The sequence below is a fragment of the Comamonas sp. 4034 genome (genome assembly GCF_050434545.1).
GTDB classification, from domain to species: domain Bacteria; phylum Pseudomonadota; class Gammaproteobacteria; order Burkholderiales; family Burkholderiaceae_C; genus Comamonas; species Comamonas odontotermitis.
Map to the genome: position 1 here is coordinate 1 of NZ_JBNDIT010000006.1, position 24197 is coordinate 24197.

Sequence of the window (24197 nt, forward strand, 5' to 3'; positions counted from 1 at the left end):
ACCGAGCTGGGCACGCCCCAAACGGTGGCCGTGGCATAACTACGTCTGGGGTTTGGGGAGACTCAGTCCCAAACCGATTTATGCAACAAGGCCCTCTCAGTATCTTGCAGCCTTATACCCCGGGTTCTGGGAATATACAGAGCAATGGCGGATACATCACACTTCCGCCATATGTACGGGAGATCACTGTTACCGCCTTTGGCTCTGGAAATGCAGACTTTTCAGGCACCGACATTTACATGGCGGATGCACCCAGCATCAGCAAGGCGTTTGCACCATTAGCGGTTACACCTGGAACGCAGTCCACCTTAACAATCACGTTGAAGAACCCGGGTTTAGGTGCTCCCATTCCTGGGGTGAGCGTTACCGATGCACTGCCCGCTCCATTGAAACTTGTAAGCGCCTCTCATACCTGCACCGGTGGCACATTGACCGCAGCAGCTGGCTCCACCTCAGTCACTTTGACCGGATCCACGCTGCCGGTGGCTGGCTGCCAGATTTCCGCAGTGGTGGAATGGCCAGGCGACGCGGCAGGTATTTCAGCTTGCACAGCAACTCCAACTGTTACCAACCGAATTACGCCTCCTGCACAATTTAGCACCGCAGTTGGTCAACTCAATACCGAGGCTCTGGCCGATCTCAGTTGCTCATACACGCCGCCAGCAGTTAGTGTTGCCTGCACACCTAATGAATTGTTCGACTCCCCCAATCAGGAGTCTATTTGTACCATTACATCAAGTGCTGCTGCTGGACCTTCTGGTTTGAACGTGAACCTCACATTGCCTCAAAGCAATCCAAGATATTCCTCGACTTGCCCCGCGACAATCTCCATTCCTGCAGGGCAAACCTCTGCCATCTGCACGATCACGGCCACAGCAAACACTGTGGTTGGTGACGGTGATGTGATGGCCGAGCTCTCGATTACAGCACCTAGTACTGTAACGGACTACACCATCTCAGGCGCTCCAGCTCAAGTAGCGGTAAAAGATGATGACAAGCCTGGGCCTGTTTCTGCGGCTCCAGTGCCTACGCTCCATGAGTGGGCACTGATCGGATTGGCCACTCTAGTTGCAATGGTTGGTTTTGGCCGACTTCGTAGGCGTCAGAGCTAAAGCACGCAAGCCACCCCATCGGGTGGCTTTTTAATGCACCGCACAAACGAAAAAATTGCCTCCCCAGTACCATAGTGGCGCGGGGAGGCTCTTAGTTTGGGCTAGATGGCCTATCTAAGCCTTATAGAAGTCGGCTATTTCAGCCTATTCTTCACGATTTGAAGTGCTCAGTATCGGCCACCACCGTGACCACCTGCGCCATAGCCAACGTCGCTGCGGCCACTTGAGCGGAAGCCGTTCTCGCCATATCCACCAGAACTTCTGGATTCTTCACGAGGGCGGGCAAGGTTGACAACAATTTGTCGACCGTCAACGGACATGCCATTCAGGCCTTTAATCGCGGCCTGTGCAACATCAGCTGATGCCATCTCTACAAAGCCGAAGCCTTTGGAGCGACCCGTATCGCGATCCATCATTACCTTGGCAGATGACACGTCGCCGAATTCAGCAAAGTTGTCCTTCAGGCTGGAATCGGTTACGGAGTAGGGCAAGTTGCCCACATAAATTTTGTTGCTCATGTCGGAGCCTTTCTAGATTAGCGTGCGCTAAGAAGTGACGCACTGGTCGAATACAGACGCGAAGATTTGCGCTGGATATGCGATGGGGATGGGATTGGATCTGGGGTCACCAGATCATCAACATGCAGGCGGGTTAGGCATGCTCGACTGCAGCCAGCCCTGGGTGACGGCAAACATTCGAGCGGCCTCGCTAGAGGCGAAGGTTCTGTCAAAGCGGAACACGCGGCAGTAGTTTCCATTGCCTTGTGAACGCTGAACCGAAAAAGAGGCGCGGAAACGACCACTGACGGTTTGATGAGTCGCGGGCGAAACGACGTACTTGCCCATGGGAATAGAAGACTTAAAAATGAAGATCAATCAGAAGCACAAGCCTCGTCGGCCTGGAGGGCTTAAAAGTACTCTGTTGACTGCAGCCCTACAAGTCAACATGGCGAATTTCGCTGAAGATGCTTTGGGGTGGCGTTGAGCCACCTAGAAGCAAACAAATAAGGTACTGCACATTGAGTGCACGCTTCTTTGTGCGGCCACTATACATCAATTGCCATAAAGTCCGCTATCTTTATTATTTTCAACAATGAAACAACACTACCCGTTGCACCTTGGCAATCGGTACTTGAGGAGAGACTCTACACGTAAGTCTTTGTGTAATCAGGATTTAGGGGATTAAAGAGAGTACTGTGGGTCTAGGCAATCCATCTTGATTCGCCGCAATAGACCGGAGGTCTACATGTTCAAATTCTCAGCCTACCCATCAGCTTCCTTCTGGGCCAAAACCATGCAAAAGCTCCACATGACGGGCATCCCATCACCGCAGGAGCAGGACAAAAAGCCACCTTCTGACAAGGAGAAGCAAGATCAGGAGCAAGGCCAGCAAGTCTCTCCCTCCTTGGCATTCAAGCTTGCTTAGCGAGGGCTATCCGTCCTTATAGCGGCCAAGCCTCAACTGGTGGATCAAGAGAGGTGGGCAGAATGAAAAATTCCCTCAGCTATCTGTCACCACGCATCATCAAACTCCTAGCAGCGCACGGCGCCACGACCATTGAGCAAGTGGCAGAACTGTATCCACATACACTTCTAGGAATGCGGAGATTTGGCTTCAAGTCACTACGGAAAGTAGAAGCTCTGTTGCCGGACAACCCTTACTTTCCTCAGAGGGCGCCAAAAGGGCCTTCTGTATGTGAATGCCCCTACTGCAGGGGTTCAAAATAGCTTTTCAAACAACCGCCTCCAGGCGGTTTTCTATTGCCCATTGCGGGCCTATCGCCCCATCATCATTTAAGCTGCGCGCAGTGTTCTTCGAGGCATAGAAAGTCTGAATAAAATTAAGCATTTGTATAAGTTGCTGGATCCTGATGCCCCTCTCTGAACGTCACAAGACAGTCGTTTCACTGTGGCGCCAGTGGCGCAAGAACATGCGCGACCTCAACGATGGCTGGTTCCCGTACTACGACACCGGCAAGCAGATCCACCTGTTCTATGAGTACCTGGAAAAGTCTCACCCCTCGCTTGTGGATATGCCAAGAGAAAACCCATACCTCCAGGTGAAGGCATGGGTTGAGACGGATCTAGAGCTTTAAGCTGCGGCACGATTTGCCAACAGAGATGCAATCCAGCTGCGCACACTGAATGGACGGCGCTTGCCAGCCAGATCAGCTTTGGCTTGGCTGTCGCTCAGCACCTTGAATGGCCGGCCGCTGCGGCGCTTCAGTTCTTCCATGCTCTGTTGGCCAGGGGCTGTGTTCATCGGTGGATCTCCAAAGGATTGCCAGCGGCCGGCTGGCTCGGGTTGGTCGGCCAAGCCTCGCTCAAGGCTTGCGCATCATTGGCGTGGCCATCAGCTCGTTCTGCCATCTCTGCGTATTCGCGCGTGCACTCTCCGAATACGCGCGTTGCGGTTGCGGCGTAGTCAGCGACGGCTTCACTGGAAGCGGCTGAGATACGGGCGGGCACAGCTGCGAGGTTGCCGAGCAACCCATCAACATCACGCTGCAGCTGCTGAGCACGCAGGCGATTGCCTTCCGCCCGTTGGGTTTGTTTCTCGATCGCGGCATTCTTGACGCCCTCCATGCGGGTGTAGGTTTCTTGGGCAGATGCGCGAGCGCGCAGCAGTTGGTCTTTGCGGTCCTGCTTTTCCTTGACCAGATCACCCTCGGCCTTTACCAGGGCTGTCTTGGCCGTGGTCACCTGCCCCTGCAGGCGCCAGTCCTGTACCTGCCATGTCATCCATGCAGAGAGCGCGGCACCGGCAATCGCGGCTGCGACATGCGTGTACATCACGATGGCACCCTCCACTCCGCACAAAGCTCTCCATTGGAGTCACCACGGATTTGCAGGCCTGGCAGCACCACCTGAACACCTTGCACCGTCCCTTTGTTCCAGCGCGGGTTTTCGGCGCAGGCCCCAAGCAGATCACCTGCATTGGCCTTGGCGCGCATGGTGCTGGTCTTAAACGATGCAAGAGGCTTGTTCCACCCGAAATCGATAAAGGTGGCCTGCACAAATGGGTCGTAGCTGCTCCAGTAGCGCAGCATCGGCGCTACAGCGGCCTCGGTCTGGATGTACCGTGCGCGCTCCAGCTCGTAGCAGTCCCTGGGCGAGTAGTATTTGCCCGCCGTGACGCCTGCACCCGTCACGCCATTGCAGACGGTTAGCGGTTGGCCTTTGCCCACCTTGTCCACGTAGGGCGTGCCGATGTGGCGATTACTCGATTCGTAGTAGTGCCCCATGACCATGGCAATCTTCACCGCCATGCTTGTGCTGGAGTCGGCCGCCACCGCCTGGGCGTACTCATTTGACTGCGCCTGTTGGACAGCCGCCTGATTGTTCAAATAGATGCCGCCACCAGCGCCCATCAGCAGCATTAGCCCGAACAGGCTTTCTGCCAAGAGCTTGGGCACCTTGCTCATGACAACTCTCCCAGATCTGTATCCTGCAAGCGCTTACCTGCAAGGCGGTCTTGCTGGCGTTCTTCATCACGGCGGTAATCGCGCCGCCATTTCCAGACCAGATATGCGGCCTGCAAGATGATGAATCCAATGGAGGACAGAATCAGCCACTCGCTAAGCGGCATTTGGGCAAGACGAAAGCCGCCTGCTGTCACCGCCCCTGGAGTTGTTTGGTAGACGGCGCCTACAAGATCCTGCTTTTGCTCGGCACTCAGATGCCTGTGGATGCCCAGCAGCGCCAGAAATGATGCAAGTGCTTTGTTCATGCCTTGGATGATCCAAGGCTTAGAGCTGGCAGGCGAACCCTAGAGGGGTGCTTAGATCACGATCTGGGCGGCAGCAATGAAGAGATCATCCAGATCTTTGTCGCTCAGCCCCAGCGCAGCAGCTGCGGCAGTGAGAAAAGGAGACTCGTATCGCCGCCAGGTGCTGGTGTGGTTCCAGGCAAGGTCGGCATACATTGCTTCCTGCGGATCGGTGATCTTGGAAAAGTATTCCTCCACCTGCGACGACAGCCCACGCAACCCGAGCACCGCCCTGCCCTGCGCCCGGCTGATCTCGGCGGGCACCAGCGCGCGGCGCTCTTCTTCGGCGATCTGCTCGGCCGTTTTCATCTGGGACCAGTCAATCATGCGGCACCTCCTGGCAATGCAATGGGCCCGTCTGGCGGGTCGATGATGGGCACAGGGAAGCAGGCCTCATGCGGCGCATCCAAGGCAATGGGCAGCAACAATGTCACCTGGAGTTGGCCACCTGTGCGCGTCACATTGCCGATGATGTGCTCGCAGTCCACAGCATCCCCTGGCAAGATTGCACCTTCGGGAAGTTTGGAGAAGTCGAAGGCTTGCCCGTTCACAGTCAATTTGTCACCCTTCTTGGTGACTTTGAGTGTGCCGTTGCGCACCTGGGGAGAAAGATTGATGTGCATTAGAACCACCTACCTTTCGCGAAGCAGGATATGTAGTGATTTGCCGCTGCTCTGGCAAGCCCGGACGCCAAGTAAATTTGGCCCCAGCTTGTTGTGGTCTGCGGCGTACTGGTGGCAGTGACAAAACTACCGGCTCCGCCAAGCGCAAACATGTCCACTGCGGGGGCGTTGGGAATGAACTGGGCAGGGAGCAGGCCGACATCAATGGCAGCACTGTAGAGGAGGCTACCCCCGTCAGAATTGCTGATCGCCGTGTTGACTGTGAGTATCTTCCAGCATTCTTGTGTGCCGTCGGCGTAACGTACGAACTCCCCGTTTGCATTGCTGCCACGCTGGATGATCGCTCCTGTGGGCACGCCGCCTGACTGCGATACCGTGCCAACAATCGGCGCTACAGCGGCAGATCCAAGGCCAAGTGCGATGCGGGCTCCCGCTGCAGTAGTGGCGCCAGTGCCTCCAGCGGCCAAGTCCAAGAAGTCGCCTGCGGCAAATTCACGAAGCTCACCTGTGGAGCCTGATGTTGGAAAGAGTTTGAGGGGTGCTTGTGCTGGCATATATCACCCTTGGTAGAAAATAAAGAATTTCACAGGCCGTCCCAGAACAGTTGTCGAACCGGTAGCAGTGGTGGACAGCCGTAGGTGTGTTGAGCTCACTGAAACATTGAACTGGGCGTCACTGAAGCCGTTTCCATCCAACACAAGGAACCCGTCCGAGGTTGTCACGACCCCACGCACCAGCACAATCGCCCCTTGGCTCAGTCCATGCGCAACGATATTCGCGGTCGTGCCCGTGGATGCAGGCGCTGTGCCAGTCAGAAGCAGGCATTTCAAGTTAGCTGGAGCCAATTCACCAAGCTTCGCACCACCGCTGAGCGTCGTCGCACCTGAAACGCCGAGCACCGATACATCAGCTCCAGCGCTGAATGTCTGCTTCCCTGCCCAGCTGCGCGCCACATCGGTGATGTAGCTCACCAGGCTAGATAAGGTCAGCTTGAGGTTGGAGGCCGCGCGTCGGATGACCAGCAGGTCACTGTCCTGGCCAGAGGCTGCAGCCAGACCGTTGAAATCGGCATCCAGCTTCCCTGAGATGTCCACGGGAGCGGAGGTTTCGGGGTTCAAGCCAATACGCCATACCCCAGCTGCGCCAGTAGATACTTCCCGGCTGGTGCCATCTGCCCGGTACACCAGCGCAGGCCCGGACGCCCCAATGGTGATTCTGCGGATGCCACCACCCGCAAGAGTCACAGGGACGCTGCGCTCTGGGGTATCCAGCGTCTCGCCTGCTGCAAGCTGTTGAGGCTTGCCAGCACGCAGAACGAGTGGCTTGAGAACCGCGCTTGGCATGGCTACAGAATCTGGTAGCCGTAATCGTCAGTACGGAGTTCAGTTGCGCTGGTGGCCTTACCCAGCAGCTGATTGACCTTATTGACATTGGCCGGGTCAGTGGAATCCAGTGGCGTGTCGATCACGCCACCTGCAGTGCCGAGCCAGTATTCCGAGGCCAACGTCAACCCTGACACTCCCGTATTTGCAACATCGAGTGGATACACAGTAGCGTTCGCCGCCGATGCAACGGCAGCCAGTACAAACCCCTCTGCTGGGCGATTATTGGAGTTGTCTGCAAGGCGCACCTTGAGCGTGCCAGCGTCCGAGAAGAAATTCACGAACTTGCCAACCCCGATGGCCTCGAAAGCTGGAACTACCTTTGTATTAGCCCCGATACCTGCTGGCATCATGCTTTGGTCAAGTTTGCCACTGCTGTCCAGCGCAGGAATCTTGCCTGCATCTGCAGCACCAGAGGAAGTAGCAGCACCAAAAATCTGCTTTTCTTTGCCGCCCACCAGGGCCATAAAACCTTGTGTTGCCATGTCACACCTCGATAGGGTCTTGGATTGAAAGATTGATACTTGTTGGAGTCGCTGAAAAGCCGATCAACACAGAGAAGCCGTCTATCGCAGGAGTCTGGGTAAGCTGACCACTCTGACCCAGGTACACACGGTCGTAGCCCCAGTTCCAGCCGGAATCTGTCACCGTCCCACTTCGCTGGACCAAGATGGAGCCCCCCAGCTGGCCAGAAGTAGTAGCGATACCCAGAACTGCGAACACATGGGTTTCGTCGTCATAGCTCAGTGGATAGACCAATCCTCCACGCTCATAAACCACCTTGAGCGCGCTTATTGCTTCACCCGCAATACGCTCAATCACCTGGCCGCCAGCTGGCCCGGGGATACCCGGAGGGCCCTGCTCTCCGGCAGCAACCACAACCTGCGTGTCTTCAACGGGAAGCACCAGCAAATCGGTTTCGTCATCCAGGGTAATCACCGAAGGCTCAGCATTCTCAATGAACACTGCCGCCTCTGGCACTGGCGCCACCAGCACGTCGGCTGGCTGCTGATCCACAATGACATTGGCATCAGGAACCTGAATCACCACGTCTTCGGTGTTCATCGAGTACCCTCCGGCTCCACGGACCAGGAGATTTCAGCCACACGGGTCACGTCATCATTGGGGTGGACGATCTCCAGCTGGCCAATAGCCTGGCTCCATTTCTCGGGAGGCTGGTCACCATAGGGAATGCCGCTGGTGGTGGCGGCATCCAGCACGAATTTGATCCATCCATTGCCCGCTGAGAGGTCAATGCGTCCGTTCTCGGTCGTCAGCTCCAGCAGCACATCAGCTGAAAGCACCTCGCTGCGCAGTTGCATGCGCGCCTTGCAGCTCGCCAAGTCCACCGGCACCAGATCGGCATCGGGAACCGGCGCTCCAGTGTCAGCGCGCACCAACTTGCCACAATGGACTTTGGTGGGATACGGGGCGGTGCACCAGCGGAAGCCACGCCGGAACGTGGCGCCCTGGTAGATCGTGTAGCAAAAGCGAGCAGGCGCTGTCATGGCTGAAAGTGTCAGCCAGCAGCGCCCGCAGGTCTAACCCTATAAGGGGGAGCGCCCCAATCAATCCACCTGGTGGACGTAGGTGTCCGAGGATCCGGCGCTGATACCAGCCGATGCACTCACCATGGACCAGGCCGAGCCCACCTGCTGCGAACCGGTCACCAGCATGACCTTGGCGGCATCCATGCGCGCATCGTTGGCGTGAATGATGGCGTCATTGTTGGCCTTCTCCACCCGGTAGGTGATCTCGCGCACAGCGTTGTACTGTGCCACCTCGGCCTCCCACTGCCGCGCGAACGAGGTAGCCTGCGCCTCTGCAGCATGGGCACCGGCGCGGTAGCCGTCCAGGATGACGGAAGACTGGCGCGCTGCCGCCTCGATACGCGTTGACTCAGCAGCAAGCCGCGCTTTCCAGCCGTCCCACTCCAGCCCCTTCGCAGAAATCAGGCCTTGGTAGCGGGCCACCTCGGCACGCGCGCGCTCGGCCTGTACTCCCACCTTGGCGCTGTAGGCCTGCACCATGCGGCCATAGACTTCTGCCTTGGTGCCTTCTGCACTGATCTGTACCTTGTAGAGTTCAGACTTGGCTTGCTCAGCGTTGATCGTCGCCACAAAGGCCTTGATCTGTTCACCACCTGCTTGAATGCGGGTACGCTCCACCTCCACCAGTGTCTGGGCAGCCTGCACCTGAACCTTGTAGATCTCCACGGCTGCCATGCGCGCCTCGATCTCTGCCTTGTAGCGATCCACCAGGCTCTTGTTGATATCGGCCTTGGCCTGCTCTGCCTGCAGCAGCGCCCGGAACACTTCAACCTTGGTCTGCTCCGCTTTGATGAGCGTTTCATAGGCTGAGGCAAAGGCTTGGTAGCCCACCAGCAGCGCCTTGTACTGCTCAAGCGCGGCGTTGTGCACAGCAATGGCATTGTCGGCAGCGGCCTTGGTGGACTCGTACACCAGCATTTCCCATTTGTAATGCTGGTCCATCAACTGGCCTTCCAGCTGCAGCGCGGCCTGGATGGAGTTTTGCAGGTTCTGCTGCTCCAGGTCGGCCTGCTTGATGGACACGTCCCGCGACAGGCCCGAGAGTTTGTCCTGATATTCGCGGCGGGCATCCGCCAGCTGGCCAGCCATCACACCAGACGGCAGCGGATAGCCCAGCGCCTCGGCAGCGCGCATCACCTCCTGCTCCCGGGCCAGGGCGATTTGCGTCTCACGGTCGCGGCCACGGTCCCAGATCTGCTGCTCCACGATAGGAGACAGACCAGTGCCGCCATGGATGCGTGCGTTCAGCGTGGCCTTGAGGCTGTCCAGCAGTTGCGAGGCGTAGCGGGCACCCGGGGTGTAGCGCATGGGCTCCGGCTGCAGGATGGCCAACTCGGGGATATTGTCGAGCTTGGCCAGCCAGTCCTCGTGCAAGTCGATCCCGCCAAAGGTGTGCACCTGCAGGTCGAGCATTTGCGGGCCGTCTGGCAGAACTACCACGGGTGCATCAGGCATGGCCACATCCCGCATTTCAGGGAGATTGGGGGCTTGGCCGATGGTGATGGTAGGCGCTACGCCGAAGTCGAGCAGAGGCGCTGGGGTGTTGAAGTCCGAGAACTGCACATCCTTCATGCTGCCCGTGAAGGGGCTGGGCATGCCATCGGGCAATTCGAAGTCGATGCCGGGAATCTTGGGCTGGTCAGGAATGGGCGGCAGATTGATCGCACCTAGCGTGCGCCATTGAACGGAAATCTGCGGCGGCTGGTAGATGCTGTCATTGAGCGCCTTCTGGAAGGTGCTCACCTCTGCAGCGGCTTTGTCAGCCAGGACCACAGAGCGGTCGTACTTGTCTTTGACGATTTCGGCGGGGCCGTTGACTCCGGTTGCCATGGTTAGACTCTCCGTGTTTTGGATTCAAGGGTGAGGATCTCGATGCGGTCGAGGCTGAATTTCTGGCCGGCCGGGTTGCTCAGCGCAAAGCCCAGGTAGTTCTCGCGGATGCCTTTGCCGACAATGCACCGCGTCTGTTCGCTGCACCGCAGCGGAAACTCATAGGCCCAGGGCATGCCGTTGGGGCCGAGCACACTGAACTGCGCGCAGCCCGCGCCCTTCATCGACAGGTAGACCATGCTCAGGCGCTTCTTGAGCGTCGATTCGCGCAAGGTGGCCGGCAGGCGGATATTGGCCACGATGGGTTGGCCGTTGTCGGTATCGCCGCCCAAGCTGTAGAGGCCACTGGCATCGCCCGCATGGGTGGGGGTGATGCTCTGGAAGACGAAGCCTGTGTACTCCGACACAGCGCCGCTCAGGGTGTTACAGACGATGGCGTTCATACGGATATGAGGTGTGAGCTGAATGGCTGCAGGGCTCCTGCACTCTGGGGCACCAGAGCATCCAAGGGGGTGAGCACGCCTGCAGGTGAGATGGCTTGGGCATAGACCACCTGCCCAGCTTCATTGGGAACTAGCAATGCACCCCCACCGCTGTTTGGATCGATGGCGGTTTTCATCCACTGTTGGCCTTCCACTTTGGCCACTGGGTAGATGTCCTTTACTCGGTCAATTTCGCTGTCTTTGGTGATTTCGACATCACCAATGCCGCTTGGAATAATCACGCCGGCTACTGCTGGAACGTGCGTGTTATTCCTGAGGTTCCACAGCGCCCCAATTTTTCCGCGCAAAAGTGAGTGATTGCGGTCGGCAGGTGTGAATGGGCTGAATGAAAAAACTCCCACCAGGGTATCGTCCTTGCGCCGCGTGTAGGAGCTTTCAGTGGGTGTGCATTCGATTTCAAATATCTTTTTGTTTTTGAGCAGCACCACCAGCTTGGCAGTCGTACCTACAGTAGATACTGTCGTGAACTCACCGGAATTGTTCACCGTGTATTGGCTGGTGGTGATTTCAAGGCAGGCAATGATCCCAAGAATGGGGTTGATATGGACAATCTCCCTGCGCACATGCCTTCCGGAGATTCCGGTATAGAGAACTTCCTTTTCTTCTAAGCCTGATCCCGAATACCTGCCTCGTGCGTAGTTCTGCTGCATGCGCACAACCAAATCAACATCATTGGTGACCAACTCACCCCATGGTGTTTCCAGCGTTGTTTTGCCTCGCAGCGTCGCCGCGCGCTTGGCGATGTATTTTTCGCCAAGCATTGTGAAATCAAACTGCAGGTCAGGCGCTGGATTCGCTTCGAAGTACGCATTGAAGTCAATGAAGTTGTCCAGACCACCGCTGAAATCTGGCGTTATATCGTCCAGGTCGATATAGCTGAGCGTGTCATTGGCCGTCCTCCCATTTACCTTCCAAAGTGGTGCACCAAATACCGCTTGCACCAAGCCATGGTCAAAATCCTCATTCACCGAAGATTCAACCACTGCATTCTTTTCATCCTCAACTCTTGCAAAGAATGCGATCTTCTGGTCCTGCCAGCCTCGGGCAAGATACACAGGCACACGGTAGTTCTTCTTCTTGCGCACGCGCTCGACCGTTTCAGCACGGCCACGCACATCTTTCCAGCCAATATCGGTTTGGTGAAATGTCCGGACATTTTGACCAGCGCCCGGATCGAAATATTCAATGTAGCTGGTCGATTTCAGGGGCGTCAGGCCTGAGTCAGCCCAGCCATGTTTGCTGAACTCGAAATGCGTCTGTTCCACCAGATCACCGAATTCATTGGGCGCTTTGGGTGGCTCCAGCAGGGTCAGCTCCGGCAGCGCGTGTGGAACCACAGCAGCCGAATACTCGCCATTGGGTGAAAGCGTCACCTTCAATTCATGGGTGACGAAATCCAGCCAGCCCTCGCCCGTGTCCGTGGGGCCGATCACATTGCCAATGGCAGAAACTGACCAAGCGGGGAAGTAAACTGCAGAGCCGTCGCGCAACCGGCTGAAGGCGGCAACACCATACAAATGGGATCGAGTGAGGTTGAAATCTGGGTTCGATGCGATTACGGTCTGCTTGGCTGCAGGCACCGTATAGAACTCATCTGGCGTTTCCTCAAACACCTTGCGTTTCACCAGGTCAGCTTCATAGATCTGGGCCGTGAGTGCATCGGTTTGCACGACCTGCACATACTTTCCGGATGGCGATACCACATTGGCCACGTTGGCGGAGCCTCCGCTCTGGATGCCGTAGGCCATCCCTTTCTCCACCGAGGTGGCCCCGCCCGCAACAATCAAGCTGGGCAGGTTTTCTTCTGAGTACTTTCTATTGAGATTGGGGGTAGCGCCACCGGAAGCTGTGTCATCCGTGAAATACACGTTCTTGGTGCTCGATGCCCAGACGCCCGAGCCGCCATAGACGATGGGTGCTCGCCGAATGACCCAGGCCTCGTTGCGATACGCCAGCACGTACTGGTACAGCGCACCACCCTCAAAGCTGGCAAAGAAGCTGACCCCGCCCATGGCAAGCCCCTGCTCAGCCGCGCCCACAGGCCAGATGGTCATCACCGTGCTATTGCCAATGGTGATGATCTGGTAGCGCGAGCCGTCCTTCAGAACCCCTTGCTCGTTCGGATTGCGCCAGAACGAGACGCGACTGCGGCCACAAAAGCGCGCAAACTCCGCCTGGGCCATGGCCAGCTGCTCTACCGTGGCGCGCCCGCCCATGACGCGAAGCGCGGGCGGCGCCATGCTGGTGGTGCGGCGCCCGTCAGGCGTCAGGGCATAGGGGTTCCACAAGCTCATTGCGGCACCGCCACATACTGAGGGATGCCGCCTTCGATCTCACGCCAGGTGGCGCACACCTCCTGGAACGCGGTGCGGTAACGGTTGGCCGTCAGGCTGGAGGTCTGGCCACCGTTGAAGCCTGCCACGATCTCACCACCCGCGATGCACACCATGCCCATCCCCGTGCCCACACCGTCGCCGAACTTGAGACGATCACCGCGTACCGCCACCCCGGAGCCCAGAACCACAGGACCGCGCTTGGTGGGCTGGTGGGCCAGCTGGTCCCAGGTGGTGCCCGAGAGAAATATCAGGTCCTGGTCGGTTCCGACATAGACACCATCGTCCACCGGCTGGATGGCCGTGATCTTGCCCGCTAGCTGCTTGAAATCGCGCCAGTCCGAGAGGTGCGTCACAGACGGGCGGCTTGCCCAGAGTACGTTGCCCTGGGCCACCAGCACGCGTCCGCGCCAGAAGGCTGTGATCGTACCCACCGGGAATGGCTCTGCACCCAGGGTGCGGCAGGGCAGTACCAGCGAGGCGTTGTCGCCGCCATATTCAAAGCTGCTTCCCGTGGTGCTCCCGGCCAGGTAGGCGCCCTCCCCGTCCTTGCCGCTCAGGTAGACGTTGATCGAATAACCAAAAAGAACCGGCAGGCCACCCAGGCGCAAGCCGCCCTGCGCCACCGCCACTGGCGCCGAGCTGATGGCCGGGCCTTCCAGGCGATCCGTGATGCGCACATAGCTCAGGTAGTAGCGGTAGTCGCCGGGGTGAAGCTGTCCGAATGCGGTATCCGGCAGCCCCAGCGATTCAGGCACCGGTACGCTGCGCTCTACGCCCGTGCGCCCATCCGTCACCCCATGGAGCAAGCCGTTGCTGTACGTGGTGCGGCCGTCTGGCAGATCGCAGTACCAGACGCGATCAGAACCCAGGGCTGGATGGATGACATGCCGCGCGCCATCGGGCCAGATGGCCGTGAGCACGCTACCGCAGGTTGCAAGCGTGAAGCCCTGCGCCTGGTGCAGGTTCTTGTGGCAGGCCTCATCAGCCAGCGCGAAGCCGCCCCGGCGCGTGATCTCGCCCGTGAGGCCAATGTCTACGTTCTCAGCCTTGATCAGGTCTTTGCCCGTCAGCCGGTGCTCGGGCTGCAGATTGTTGATGCCCGTGAAGTCTGCAAAGGTCAGCATTCCGTCCCCCGATGAACTGTTGGCGGGGTCAGCCGCAGCGCGATAGATGGCCGCACAAATGCGATTCTGTGCGCGCTTGGCTCTCCAAGCCTCAATGGATAAGCTGATTGCGCTATCGCTTCGAGAGCATCCACCACAATGCTTGCCCGGCCCGCCCGCACCAGCCGCAGGCTCGGCACATGGACAGTGGCAATCGCCGAGGGCGCCCCCAGGCGCAGGGGCTGGGATGATGCAGCAAACCCTACCCGCGTTGCAGTAGGCTGCCCCAGGGACAACGGCTGTGCACCTGCCGCGAAAGCGGTGCGATTTGCGGATGGCGTGCCAAGACGCAGCGGAGTAGCCCCCGGCGCCGTTGCAGAGACAGGCCCCGCCTCTGCCCGGGGCGTGCCCAAGACAAGCGGAAACGTGCTCTTGGCGAGCACATCCGTATGGGATGGCGTCAGGATCTGCAGCGCACTGTGGTACTCGGTCTTGACGAGGCGGATGCTGGGAATCACCAGATCCACATCAAAGCCCACCTTGGCGCGCAGCGGCCCCAGCCGTAAGGGGTGGCTGCCCAGGCCTTCCAGCTGGAACTCTGCCTGGTGCTGGCCAGTCACCACCAGGCGAATGCTCGGTGTTCCCGAAGCCGATTCACCATTGGTGTTGATGGCTGCGCCGTTGATGAGCGGGTAAGACATTTATGCGCCCGCGTCGAAGAAGAAGCCGCGCCAGTAGAAGCGCCCGTAGAACTTGCCCGTGGCCGGCGTATCTACCCGGAATCGGATGCCGGAGACAATTCCGCCGTAGCTTGCGACAGGAATGCGGTGCACCTGGTTAGCTTTGGTGACTGCATCCAGCGCAACATGGTCCACCAGCGAGTGCTCGGTGTCCTCACCTCGCAGGAGGATGGATACCACCGGAGCGGTCGTAGCTTCGTAACGAGTGCAGATGAAGCCCACCTCCGACAGCACCAGGCTGGAAGTCTGGCTGGGCATGTTCTGGATGATGTTCAATGGATCCGGAATAGGCACCCATTGCCCCACCTCTTGACCAGCATCCGGCCCGATGGCTGGAAAAGGTGAGCCCGATGCGTCGAAACTCGCCACCGGCGTGTGGATGTACTCAGAGCTGGAGTGGTAGTCGCCCAGGTCAAGCAGGTAGTTGAAGCCGGTCGCTGTTGGTGCCTTGACGATGCTGCGGTCTGAGAGAAAGCCACCTTCTGCATAGGCTGGAATATCGTTTCCCAATTCCAGGTATGCAGTACCCCCTACAGACTCCTGAGACATATTCATGTCTTGCTGGAACTCGCCCTGGTCTCCAGATACGGCACTTGCATGCAGGCTCTGGAGCAGATGCACGCCAGAAATCTGCACCATGTTGTAATTGTTGGCCACCCGGCCATTCACCACAAAGGAGCGCTGCCCGTCACGGTCTGCGCGCCATGTGCCAGATTCATCCATCTGCAGGAAATTCTTGAGCTGCCCTGCGGTGATACGGGCCTGGAGTTTTGATCCTGCTGGCCAATCCCGTGCGGACGTACCTTCCTTGCCGCGCTCCACAGTGAAATTGACGCCATCAGCGGTCAGGATGGCAACAATCTCATATTCACCAGGAATGGCGTCATTGGTGATAGTCGCACGCTGCAAAAGGCGCCCGCTGGAAAAATCAGCGAAAGCAGCACTGTCCGCCACCTCGATCACGGTGGCGTCGCTCAGGATGGCCTGCGCTAAGGTTGTGTCAGCGTTGTTGCTGAAACCGTCCTTTTTGATCATGGCTGGCCCTTACGCTGGGATCAGCGAGAAGATCTTGGCATTGCCATTGGACCATCGGAGTGCGAAACCACCTCCATTGCCAGAGAACGGCAGACCCATGATGTCGTCACTGATGATCTGCAGTACGGGCGAAGTGGCGGCATCGGCCCCCTGGCGGTACAGCGCCACAGAGCCGGGCGATTTGCCAGCTAGCACCGTACCGAAGTCCACATCAGCAGCATCAAAGACACCGCCAGTGATGGATTTGCCTGTCAGTTCAACGGGTGTGCCGATGATCTCGCCCAGGTCGGCCAAGCTCTGGTAGGTGCCTCCGGGGTCCAAGCTGGATGGCAGAAGCGCAACCTTGAGGGTATCTGTGAGGAAGTTCACCCCAGCTTTCATCACCAACTCACCGCCCGAGGGAATGAAGGGGCCATTAAGCACCGCAATCTTGTCCGGACCATCGCTCCATGGGAAGTTGATCGCGCCGCCATTGGTCGCCATTGGCAAGCCGGTCACAGTATCGAAGAAGAACAGCAACGGCGAAGTCGAGGCATTGCCGGTGTTCTTGTAGATTGCCACGGACTTGGCCGTATTCCCTGGCGGCAGCGGGTCGGTTGCCACATCGTCAGCGTCGAACACCCCGCCCGTCACATCCTTATTGGCCAGAACCATGTCTGTGCCAATGCGTGTTCCCAAATTGCTCAGGAACTCATGTGTGTTGCTGTAGGTGTAGGTAGGAGGCAGGAGCGCGACACGGAGGTCGTCATTGAGCAGATTGATCTGGGCGGAGAGCAGTTTCTCCATCCCCTTTGGATAGCTGGTATTGGGCACTTGGCGCACTCCTGGTTGATGGTTTCCAAGGAGTGTTCCAGTGATGGGGCGTGGTGGCGAACCCTAGAGGGGTGAGAGAAGAAAACCCCCTCGAGGTACGATGGATGTTCCCCAACTTCCATCCCGAGAGGGCCAAATGACAACTACTTCGCCGGAATCAGCCCAGAAACCAGCTCATCCAGATCAGACCAGGTTGGCGCTGGCAGCCCTTGCTGCCTGTTTCGCTGTATCGCAAGATGAACAGTCTGAATCTTTTCTGCCAAAGTTTGAGGCCGCCCTGAAGGACTTGTTTCACCACATTGGCGACACATCACAGATTGATAGCTCTGGCGCGCTGGAGACTCTGCGCTGGACGAACGAGTATTTGCAAGTTTTGAAGAGCCGCTGACCAAGACTTGCTTGGCTTCATAGCTAGCCAGAAGATCGCTCTGGCATTTGGCCAAGCCTCCTAATAGATAGGTCAAATGAGCTTGCTCTTCACTGGTTTGGGGCTCTACAAACCAGCCCCCAGGTAATTTCTTCAGCCTCATCCACATCCCTTCCACGCCGCCCACCGAGGCGGCTTTCGCTTCATGGTCGGCTATGGCGAGGGGGTGGGCAAGCCCTAGAGGGGGTAAGCGAGCATATGATAAATTCGGAATAAAGATTTGGAAGACAATTAAATAGATTTCTCCGAATTGCCAATCTATTTCACGGGAGGCAGAAATATGATCACTTGCTATCTGGACACGCAAGACTATTCAACGCTTACAGATTCAAAAGTAGAAAATAAAAACACTAGGGAACTGAAATCAGCACTACTGAGCTTGTCAAAATCAAAGCAGGTACATTTTCTATTTTCCACCGTCTGCATTTCCGAAACAGTACCACTTACTGCCGAATCTGCAAATATTGCAGAAAGAAAGGCAGAATTCCTTAGTGATCTTTGTGGTGCAAATGCACTAGTACCACTTGAGCGATTAATTGAAAAAGAATGCCAATCAATTGCCAGCAAAGAAATACTATTTCACGACATGCTTGACCCAAATGGCTACTGGTTCTCGGAAATACCAGTGGATGAGAATGCGGGGGAAATCTGGGCCTATTTCAAAAGAAACGCAGAGAAGGAACTTGCTCAAAGAGGGTTAAATCGTGAGCAGCGAAGTAAAGCTCTGTTCCCATTATTTCAGAACAACAAGCCTACAAAGAGAATGTTTGATCTCATTGACCAATTCGATGCATCCCCATATATTGAAGAATTAGAAAAAAAATATCCTATGAAGCCGGAATCACGGGATGTTGTTGTGAGATATGCATTTGGAAAGGCCAATGAAAGAGAATTCACTGAAGCGTTAAATAATAGTCTAAAAGATCCGCGTTGGATGATGAAATGGTTTGCTAGTGAGCATTCGTTATCCAGTCCAATATCCGAGATTGTAAGAAAGCCTGGGAGAGAGCTAGGATCTGCAATAAGAAGTATGATTCAACTAATGAACAGCCGAATTCAATCAATTGATCTGCAACATGGAGGCGCCAACCCAACTAGTGCTGGCGGTGAAATAACCAAGTTTTGGAAGGAAAATGAAAATGACTTACTGGTTACAGTAGCTTCAAATTCCGCCAAAAAGGCTGGAATTGAGTTATCTGAAATTCAATCGAAAGATGTCGATGATTTTGCACCAGGGTTGTCTACAGGCATCAGATCACTTTTTTCTTCAGCATGGGAAAATATTGGAGGAAGCCGCAAAGAAGAACCAACTGACAGTCAACCAGTTGATGCAATGCACGCCATTTATGCTCCTTATGTAAGTGTGTTTCGCGCGGATCGGTTCATGACGCCTCATATCCAAAAGCAAGTTCGGCGCTTCGGTACAACAGTTGTTCCTCGGCTAGCAGGCCTCTTGGAGGAGTTGGACAGCAAGCTTCACTAAACCATCGCTACATAGATGAAATACCATTCTTCTTTACAGGATCAGGAATGAAATCAGCACATCTTTTGCTTGTCTGCATGGCTCTAGTTGCGACTAACTCTTATGCGCAGGTCTATAAATGCAAGGATCCCAGCGGTCAGCTACTTCTTTCAGACAAGCCCTGTGCATCAGGGGAGCTACTTCAGCAAAAGCGCAGTGCTGAGGAGAACTTGCAGGACGACTTGCGCGCGCAAGAGGCGAACCGCCAAAAGCAAGAGCGGCGCGCCAAGGAAGCTTACAGAGAAGCACAGAGATATGGCCGCCAAGCACCAGCCTATGCTCAAGGGTCGCAATCAAATCCCCAGGACTCGGAAGATTGCAGACTTGCCCAGCGCGATCTGGACTTTGCACGCAGCTCCATTGCCAGGAATGCTAACGAAAAGCGCGATCAGGTAAATGCGGCCATTGCGAAGTCCAATGCAGCCTGCGGATCAAACACTGGGGTCATTCAGCCACCCGCCCGAGCACCAACCATCACGATGGCAAGTTGCAGCCAGATGGGATGCTATGACGCAAGCGGACTTTTCTACACTCGGGGTGCTGAAAATCTATTGCTTGCACCGAATGGCGGAACGTGCACGGGCAGTGGCTTCGTTTGGACATGCGTCGCACGCCGTTAACCAGAGGCTTTCACAGGAAGACATGAAAAAGCCCTCTTGCGAGGGCTTCGTCATGTTCGGGGTGCCCCAAAAGCATCGCTACTTCACTGCTTTTTTGGCGGGGGTGCTAGGCGTCTGGCTTCTTTGGCAAATCTGTAGAGGACTCCAGGCGCTCTATTCTGTCCTTGAGCCTCTCCAATTCCAAGCGCGTAAGCAACTGCTCGGGGGTCTCTGGTTTGTTCGCAGCAAAACTATCCAAAATTTGGCTGACCAATTCATCAAGCGACAGACCCAGTGCAGCAGCTCTTTCCTTGATGATGGCTGCGGTTCTGGGATTGGGGCGCGTGTAGATCACAAAATTTTGTCCACTTGGGTCGCTGACTACAGTCGTCGTCAATGGATGCAGCATTGAATCGAGGCCAAGCACATCGACTTCTTCTGACACTCCAGTAGCCAGCCATTTTGCTGACACACCGAGCTTTTCCGCTATTCGCGCCATAACGGCGCGGCGCGGCACAGCTTTCCCATTCTCGTAGCGAGCCAGTTGGGTTGACGCCATATCGCATGAGTTAGCGAGAGCTGTTTGGCTTAATCCAAGGGATTCACGCGCTGCGATCAACCTGTCTTTGAACTGTTTTTCAGACATACGATTCCAATAGTTCAAAAAATAGCTTGAGAAAAGTTCAAAGAGTGCATACAATTCATTTCGTACAAACGATGTACGGAGGAATCATTCTATGAGTACTGATGTTAAGCCAAAGCAAGAACCGCCTATTGGCGTTCGCTTTACCCCCGAAACGCGTGCATTTGTTGTGGAGCAGGCAAAGAAGAACTTCCGCAGCCTATCCAGCGAGATTGCGGCACGCGTGGAGCGCACTCGCCAAGAAGACCAATCAGTCCAGCAGCAAGGAGCAGCAGCATGAGCAACATCACACCTTACAACTTTGAAGGCGCGAATGTGCGCGCAATGGAAATTGATGGCGAACCCTGGTTCGTTGGCAAAGATATAGCAGATGTCCTTGGCTACAGGGATCACAACGCAGCGATGCGCGACCATTGCAAGGGTGTGCGTAAGTCGCACCCCCTTCCGACCGCGGGAGGTATGCAAGAAACCCGCCTGATTTCCGAGCCGGACATGCTCCGCTTAGTTGTCAACAGTACCTTGCCTGCTGCGGAGCGTTTCGAGCGCTGGGTGTTTGAGGACGTGCTGCCATCCATCCGCAAAACTGGTTCGTACATTGCCAAGGGCGCGTTCACGCCACTCAAAGCAACAGCTGAGGCTGCCAAAGCCTTTGCACCCCTTGTTCGTGTTGCTCGTCTGCTGGGATGCGACAAGAACGCTGCCGCGATCTCGGCGAATCAGGCCATCTACTCGATGACCAACATCAACTTGATGCAGCAGTTGGGACAAGGCCAGTTGGAGGCAGAGCAGCAAGACAGCCAGTGGTACACGCCCACTGAACTGGGCAAGCTGATCGGCACAAGTGCTCGCGGCGTCAACCTGCTTCTTGCAGAGTCAGGCTTGCAGATGAAGATGGGTGAGAAATGGGAGGCAACTGATGCTGGCCGTGACTTCTGCCGTCTGTTCGACACCAGCAAGAAGCACCACAGCGGCGTACCGGTAACCCAGATGAAGTGGTCACGCAATGTGCTTCCAATGCTGGGAGAACAGAAAGAAGCGGCGTGACCGCAAAAGGAAACGCCCCGGAAGTTGCAGCAACCGAGGCGTCAAGTGTCAAAAACCAACTTCTCACAGAAGGAATCAACATGTCAGATTGTACCGAAGTAGCGCCCGTGCGCGCAATCACTGTCCCATTTCACGGCGCTGAGCTATATGTTGTAGATCACGATGGCCAGCCTTACACGCCGATGAAAGCGCTTGTTGCGGCAATGGGCTTGAACTGGTCAGGTCAATTTGAAAAGGTCAAGGAAAACGAGTTGCGCTGGGGTGTTCGGAATATCCGAATCCCTTCAGAGGGAGGTGTTCAAGAGGCGGTTGCCCTTCCACTGCGCAAGCTGCCAGGCTGGATGGCAACCTTGGAGCCCAAGAAGATGAAAAGCGATGAGGCCCGCGCCCGCGTCATCCAGTACCAGAACGAGTGCGACGAAGTGCTCTGGCAATACTGGAACGATGGTGTTGCCGTCAACCCACGGGCCTTGTACTCGGTGAATCCGGGCGATGTTCTCACCAAGGAAGAAGCCGACACCTTGCGTCAGTTGATCGAAAGCACCGCCAAGAAGCTGGCTGGTGACAGCAAGATGCAGGGCAAGTTCATCTTGCAGGCCTGGTCAAAGCTCAAGAGCCACTTCAAGGTGGGGTATCGGGAGATACCGCGCCACGAGCTGACCGAGGCTATTTCCATCGTCAATCGGCACACTGTCGAATGGGAGGTGGTTGACGAAAGGGCGCCACAAGAAGGCACCGTCAACGAGATGGTTGCCGATTGGGTGAAGAAGCTTGAGGAGCCGAATGGCTATGGCTTTGTTCCATTCCTTCCGCTGGTTGAAGTAGTTCAGCGCAAGATGGGCTACAAATCTCATGTGACGGCTGGAGAGCCAGCAACCATCGATACTCATAGCCTTATGGTGTCAGACCTGAAGGATGATGTCTCCGATATGCCCATTGAGGTGCAGGAGGCCATTGAGACAAAAGCCATGCTGCTTGCGGTTGAGGCTCACAATCTAGCGCGCAAGCACTTGCGTCAACGGGTCGCATATGAAGCTGTCACAGGCTACCCAAACAGAGCTGTGAATATCTCAATTGCCCTTGATGCGGTGAAGCGCGGCGGGCTGGGTGAAGCACTGGCATATAAATTCCATAGCGAAGTGCGCTCCCTGCGCCGACGCGCTGACTTTTTGCTCGAAGGAACCCAGCAACTCCTAAGCAACTTAGAAACGTCAGCTCGAACTTCGCATTAATTTCTGCCATCTTGGCCCGCTTCGGCGGGCTTCCCTCCATGACGCCATCACTCGCCACCAACCTCACGAGCTACTTCACCGCTCGCTGGCACCGCGGCCCCAAGGTACACATCGCACCAACGGCCCGCGACTTGCCTGTGCCTGCGCCCGATGATGCGCGCGGTCTGTATTGGGGCGGCGCTGTGCACCTGGTTGCCGAACAGCCGCTGGACTCCATGGCGCAGACCTTGGCGCATGAGGCGATTGGCCACCATGGCCTCCGGCAGCTGATGGGTAGCGAGTGGAAGCACTTCATGCGTCACATCAGCGAAGGTGTTCGTGCTGGAGAGCCAGGACTGCAGCAGATTTGCCAACATATTCGCAGAACCTACACCGATGACGCTGGAAACTACCAGCTGACTGCTCGGCAGGAGTCGGACGAAATTTCCGGTTACCTTGCAGAGCAATTGCTGTGTTTTTCTACTGGCAGCATCAAGCCGGACCGCCCACTATCGCAGGCGCTTCAAGCAGTCAAAGGTCGGGTTCTGCGCGAAGGCCTCTGCCTAGATCGCAATGTCTCTCGATCCGAGCTGGAAGGTGCTCTGCTATTGGCTGACCTGAACATGCAAGGCTGGCCCTGGTTGCCTGTGCGCCACCGCATTAGGAGGTTTTGGCGGTCCTGCGGTAATATGCTGGGCATGAGCAAGCCCAATCCTTACAAGCCGCCCATGTCGATGCAGGAATCGCAGCGCCTGCTTGACGGTGCAAGGCAGCAGGAATTGAACGAGGGCCGGTGGAAGATCGGTTTACTCAAGTGGGTCTTTTGGGCTGTAGCGCTAGGTCTCATGACAATCGGCGTATTCAATGGATACTTCGTTTCAATTCTGATAGGCGTTGCAGTGATTGCACTAGTTTGCATCCTTGACCAATAGACCCCCAGCTTCTTCGGCCACTAACCCCACCCTCCCCCAAGACGAGCCCACTGATGTGGGCTTTTTTGCTGATGGCGAGCTTCACTGCCGCCGATAGCTCTGGACTCAGCGATAAGCGGCCACACAGATTTAGAACAATGGACTTAAAGTTCAAGCGCCTCACCGAAGCCAGTCTGCAAGACATCATCTCGCTCAACAACCACCCTGACGTGTTGCGGCAAATGCCACTTGGCAGCCCCGACTTTGATGAGGTGAAGGCGAAAGAATGGATCAAACAAAAGGATGCCCAGTGGGAGCAGAACGGGTATGGCCCATGGGCATTCTTCATCGATCATCAATTTGCAGGCTGGGGCGGATTGCAGCACGAGGATGGCGATGCTGATCTGGCACTAGTACTTCACCCGCACTTCTGGGGAAGTGGAAAAGCTATCTACGAAGAGATCATCAATCGGGCATTCACAACCATGGGGTTGGAGTCCATAACCATTCTTCTGCCGTTCTCAAGAACAAGAATCAAGGGGGTAGCGAGACTCGGGTTTCTGGAAGATGGCGAGGTTGAGTGCGATGGTGTTCGCTTCCAGCGTTTTCGCCTTCATGCGCCCGCTACTCCAGAACGATTCCGTTCTTGATCCACCGCAAAGCGCCCTCCCTCCCCTTCCCCTACCATCACCTTGCCTCTAGGAGCGGAGGCACTATGCTGTAAGTGTTTAGCCCGCTGTATGCGGGCTTTTTTTCGCGCTTACCTCCACGTCTTAATTGGAGGACTCAGGCTGCCTTACGTGCACCTTACAAAGTTTCAGCAATCGACTTGTGAATATCTATAAATTTGATTTATCATTACATCGCTTCTGAGAGGTGAGATGGAGAAGCACATTGGCGCATACCACGCTACAGCCCGCATAATGCGGGCTTTTTTTTCGACCAACGATGACGCAGAAGCGACAAACGCCTACCAAAACAACATAGCTACACGCTACTATCGAATAAGTGATTTGTGCCGAGTTCGTGCTCTCCTCCCTCCCTC

At 56.2% G+C, this 24197-nt stretch carries 31 protein-coding genes; 11 read left to right on the forward strand and 20 right to left on the reverse strand.

Annotated elements, in window-relative coordinates:
• Positions 1 to 239 precede the first annotated feature (239 nt).
• The gene (locus tag ABIE32_RS07990; protein ID WP_429015149.1) at positions 240 to 1112 is read left to right on the forward strand and encodes an IPTL-CTERM sorting domain-containing protein; all 873 of its coding nucleotides are present in this window, start codon (positions 240 to 242) and stop codon (positions 1110 to 1112) included.
• Positions 1113 to 1279: 167 nt separating this feature from the next.
• On the opposite strand, the gene ABIE32_RS07995 is transcribed toward ABIE32_RS07990, so the two are convergent.
• Positions 1280 to 1630: an RNA recognition motif domain-containing protein gene (locus ABIE32_RS07995; RefSeq protein WP_429015151.1), complete on the reverse strand. Its 351-nt coding sequence runs from the start codon at positions 1628 to 1630 to the stop codon at positions 1280 to 1282.
• Between the two features lie 117 nt (positions 1631 to 1747).
• A complete protein-coding gene (locus tag ABIE32_RS08000) occupies positions 1748 to 1957 on the reverse strand; it encodes a hypothetical protein (RefSeq protein WP_429015152.1) in 210 nt (69 codons plus the stop codon).
• Positions 1958 to 2357: 400 nt separating this feature from the next.
• On the opposite strand from ABIE32_RS08000, the gene ABIE32_RS08005 reads away from it, so the two are divergent.
• Together ABIE32_RS08005 and ABIE32_RS08010 are read left to right on the forward strand one after the other, a co-directional pair.
• Positions 2358 to 2537 carry a hypothetical protein gene (locus tag ABIE32_RS08005; protein WP_429015154.1) on the forward strand — a complete coding sequence of 60 codons (180 nt, stop codon included), beginning with the start codon at positions 2358 to 2360 and terminating at the stop codon, positions 2535 to 2537.
• A 445-nt stretch (positions 2538 to 2982) separates the two neighbouring features.
• The gene (locus ABIE32_RS08010) at positions 2983 to 3207 is read left to right on the forward strand and encodes a hypothetical protein (protein ID WP_429015155.1); all 225 of its coding nucleotides are present in this window, start codon (positions 2983 to 2985) and stop codon (positions 3205 to 3207) included.
• A gap of 163 nt (positions 3208 to 3370) precedes the next feature.
• Here ABIE32_RS08010 and ABIE32_RS08015 read toward each other — a convergent pair whose 3' ends face one another.
• From ABIE32_RS08015 to ABIE32_RS08095, 17 genes are all read right to left on the reverse strand, one after another.
• The gene (locus ABIE32_RS08015; RefSeq protein ID WP_429015156.1) at positions 3371 to 3904 is read right to left on the reverse strand and encodes a hypothetical protein; all 534 of its coding nucleotides are present in this window, start codon (positions 3902 to 3904) and stop codon (positions 3371 to 3373) included.
• Complete coding sequence (locus tag ABIE32_RS08020) at positions 3904 to 4536, reverse strand: glycoside hydrolase family protein (protein WP_429015157.1); 633 nt, start codon at positions 4534 to 4536, stop codon at positions 3904 to 3906. The genes ABIE32_RS08015 and ABIE32_RS08020 overlap by 1 nt, the downstream gene beginning before the upstream one ends.
• A complete protein-coding gene (locus ABIE32_RS08025) occupies positions 4533 to 4841 on the reverse strand; it encodes a hypothetical protein (protein WP_429015158.1) in 309 nt (102 codons plus the stop codon). The genes ABIE32_RS08020 and ABIE32_RS08025 overlap by 4 nt, the downstream gene beginning before the upstream one ends.
• Before the next feature lie 51 nt (positions 4842 to 4892).
• Positions 4893 to 5207, reverse strand: coding sequence for a hypothetical protein (locus ABIE32_RS08030; RefSeq protein WP_429015159.1), 315 nt, complete (start codon positions 5205 to 5207; stop codon positions 4893 to 4895).
• On the reverse strand, positions 5204 to 5503 hold the full coding sequence (locus tag ABIE32_RS08035) for a hypothetical protein (RefSeq protein WP_429015161.1): 300 nt from the start codon (positions 5501 to 5503) through the stop codon (positions 5204 to 5206). Before ABIE32_RS08035 ends, ABIE32_RS08030 begins: the two co-directional genes overlap by 4 nt.
• Positions 5503 to 6057, reverse strand: coding sequence for a hypothetical protein (locus ABIE32_RS08040; RefSeq protein WP_429015163.1), 555 nt, complete (start codon positions 6055 to 6057; stop codon positions 5503 to 5505). The genes ABIE32_RS08035 and ABIE32_RS08040 overlap by 1 nt, the downstream gene beginning before the upstream one ends.
• Before the next feature lie 3 nt (positions 6058 to 6060).
• Positions 6061 to 6621, reverse strand: coding sequence for a hypothetical protein (locus ABIE32_RS08045; protein ID WP_429015164.1), 561 nt, complete (start codon positions 6619 to 6621; stop codon positions 6061 to 6063).
• A 227-nt stretch (positions 6622 to 6848) separates the two neighbouring features.
• On the reverse strand, positions 6849 to 7370 hold the full coding sequence (locus tag ABIE32_RS08050; protein WP_429015166.1) for a hypothetical protein: 522 nt from the start codon (positions 7368 to 7370) through the stop codon (positions 6849 to 6851).
• A 1-nt stretch (position 7371) separates the two neighbouring features.
• Positions 7372 to 7950: a hypothetical protein gene (locus tag ABIE32_RS08055; RefSeq protein WP_429015167.1), complete on the reverse strand. Its 579-nt coding sequence runs from the start codon at positions 7948 to 7950 to the stop codon at positions 7372 to 7374.
• A complete protein-coding gene (locus ABIE32_RS08060; RefSeq protein WP_429015169.1) occupies positions 7947 to 8393 on the reverse strand; it encodes a hypothetical protein in 447 nt (148 codons plus the stop codon). The genes ABIE32_RS08055 and ABIE32_RS08060 overlap by 4 nt, the downstream gene beginning before the upstream one ends.
• A gap of 60 nt (positions 8394 to 8453) precedes the next feature.
• Positions 8454 to 10265 (reverse strand): hypothetical protein, encoded by a 1812-nt coding sequence (locus tag ABIE32_RS08065; RefSeq protein WP_429015170.1) that lies wholly within the window; start codon positions 10263 to 10265, stop codon positions 8454 to 8456.
• A 2-nt stretch (positions 10266 to 10267) separates the two neighbouring features.
• Positions 10268 to 10708 (reverse strand): hypothetical protein, encoded by a 441-nt coding sequence (locus tag ABIE32_RS08070; protein ID WP_429015171.1) that lies wholly within the window; start codon positions 10706 to 10708, stop codon positions 10268 to 10270.
• Positions 10705 to 13062, reverse strand: coding sequence for a hypothetical protein (locus tag ABIE32_RS08075; protein WP_429015173.1), 2358 nt, complete (start codon positions 13060 to 13062; stop codon positions 10705 to 10707). Before ABIE32_RS08075 ends, ABIE32_RS08070 begins: the two co-directional genes overlap by 4 nt.
• The gene (locus ABIE32_RS08080) at positions 13059 to 14228 is read right to left on the reverse strand and encodes a hypothetical protein (RefSeq protein WP_429015175.1); all 1170 of its coding nucleotides are present in this window, start codon (positions 14226 to 14228) and stop codon (positions 13059 to 13061) included. The genes ABIE32_RS08075 and ABIE32_RS08080 overlap by 4 nt, the downstream gene beginning before the upstream one ends.
• Positions 14222 to 14908: a hypothetical protein gene (locus tag ABIE32_RS08085; protein ID WP_429015176.1), complete on the reverse strand. Its 687-nt coding sequence runs from the start codon at positions 14906 to 14908 to the stop codon at positions 14222 to 14224. The genes ABIE32_RS08080 and ABIE32_RS08085 overlap by 7 nt, the downstream gene beginning before the upstream one ends.
• Positions 14909 to 15982: a hypothetical protein gene (locus ABIE32_RS08090; protein ID WP_429015177.1), complete on the reverse strand. Its 1074-nt coding sequence runs from the start codon at positions 15980 to 15982 to the stop codon at positions 14909 to 14911.
• A 9-nt stretch (positions 15983 to 15991) separates the two neighbouring features.
• A complete protein-coding gene (locus tag ABIE32_RS08095) occupies positions 15992 to 16795 on the reverse strand; it encodes a hypothetical protein (protein ID WP_429015178.1) in 804 nt (267 codons plus the stop codon).
• Between the two features lie 136 nt (positions 16796 to 16931).
• Here ABIE32_RS08095 and ABIE32_RS08100 point away from each other — a divergent pair, with 136 nt between their 5' ends.
• The 3 genes from ABIE32_RS08100 to ABIE32_RS08110 all read left to right on the forward strand — a co-directional run bounded on the left by ABIE32_RS08100 (position 16932) and on the right by ABIE32_RS08110 (position 19364).
• Complete coding sequence (locus ABIE32_RS08100; RefSeq protein ID WP_429015179.1) at positions 16932 to 17183, forward strand: hypothetical protein; 252 nt, start codon at positions 16932 to 16934, stop codon at positions 17181 to 17183.
• 319 nt (positions 17184 to 17502) lie between these two features.
• The gene (locus ABIE32_RS08105) at positions 17503 to 18705 is read left to right on the forward strand and encodes a hypothetical protein (RefSeq protein WP_429015181.1); all 1203 of its coding nucleotides are present in this window, start codon (positions 17503 to 17505) and stop codon (positions 18703 to 18705) included.
• Positions 18706 to 18752: 47 nt separating this feature from the next.
• Complete coding sequence (locus tag ABIE32_RS08110) at positions 18753 to 19364, forward strand: DUF4124 domain-containing protein (RefSeq protein WP_429015183.1); 612 nt, start codon at positions 18753 to 18755, stop codon at positions 19362 to 19364.
• 106 nt (positions 19365 to 19470) lie between these two features.
• Here the strand turns inward: ABIE32_RS08110 and ABIE32_RS08115 are convergent, their stop codons facing one another.
• Entirely contained in the window at positions 19471 to 19989 is a 519-nt protein-coding gene (locus ABIE32_RS08115) for a helix-turn-helix domain-containing protein (RefSeq protein ID WP_429015185.1), read from the reverse strand.
• A 91-nt stretch (positions 19990 to 20080) separates the two neighbouring features.
• Here ABIE32_RS08115 and ABIE32_RS08120 point away from each other — a divergent pair, with 91 nt between their 5' ends.
• From ABIE32_RS08120 to ABIE32_RS08140, 5 genes are read left to right on the forward strand one after another with little or no spacing between them, the layout of a single operon-like run.
• Positions 20081 to 20266, forward strand: a complete 186-nt coding sequence (locus ABIE32_RS08120; protein ID WP_429015187.1) for an Arc family DNA-binding protein — start codon at positions 20081 to 20083, stop codon at positions 20264 to 20266.
• Positions 20263 to 21030 (forward strand): BRO-N domain-containing protein, encoded by a 768-nt coding sequence (locus ABIE32_RS08125; RefSeq protein ID WP_429015189.1) that lies wholly within the window; start codon positions 20263 to 20265, stop codon positions 21028 to 21030. Before ABIE32_RS08120 ends, ABIE32_RS08125 begins: the two co-directional genes overlap by 4 nt.
• Positions 21027 to 22262 (forward strand): phage antirepressor N-terminal domain-containing protein, encoded by a 1236-nt coding sequence (locus ABIE32_RS08130; RefSeq protein ID WP_429015191.1) that lies wholly within the window; start codon positions 21027 to 21029, stop codon positions 22260 to 22262. The genes ABIE32_RS08125 and ABIE32_RS08130 overlap by 4 nt, the downstream gene beginning before the upstream one ends.
• A gap of 38 nt (positions 22263 to 22300) precedes the next feature.
• Positions 22301 to 23173, forward strand: coding sequence for a hypothetical protein (locus tag ABIE32_RS08135; RefSeq protein WP_429015192.1), 873 nt, complete (start codon positions 22301 to 22303; stop codon positions 23171 to 23173).
• A gap of 53 nt (positions 23174 to 23226) precedes the next feature.
• A complete protein-coding gene (locus ABIE32_RS08140; RefSeq protein WP_429015194.1) occupies positions 23227 to 23802 on the forward strand; it encodes a GNAT family N-acetyltransferase in 576 nt (191 codons plus the stop codon).
• Positions 23803 to 24197 lie beyond the last annotated feature (395 nt).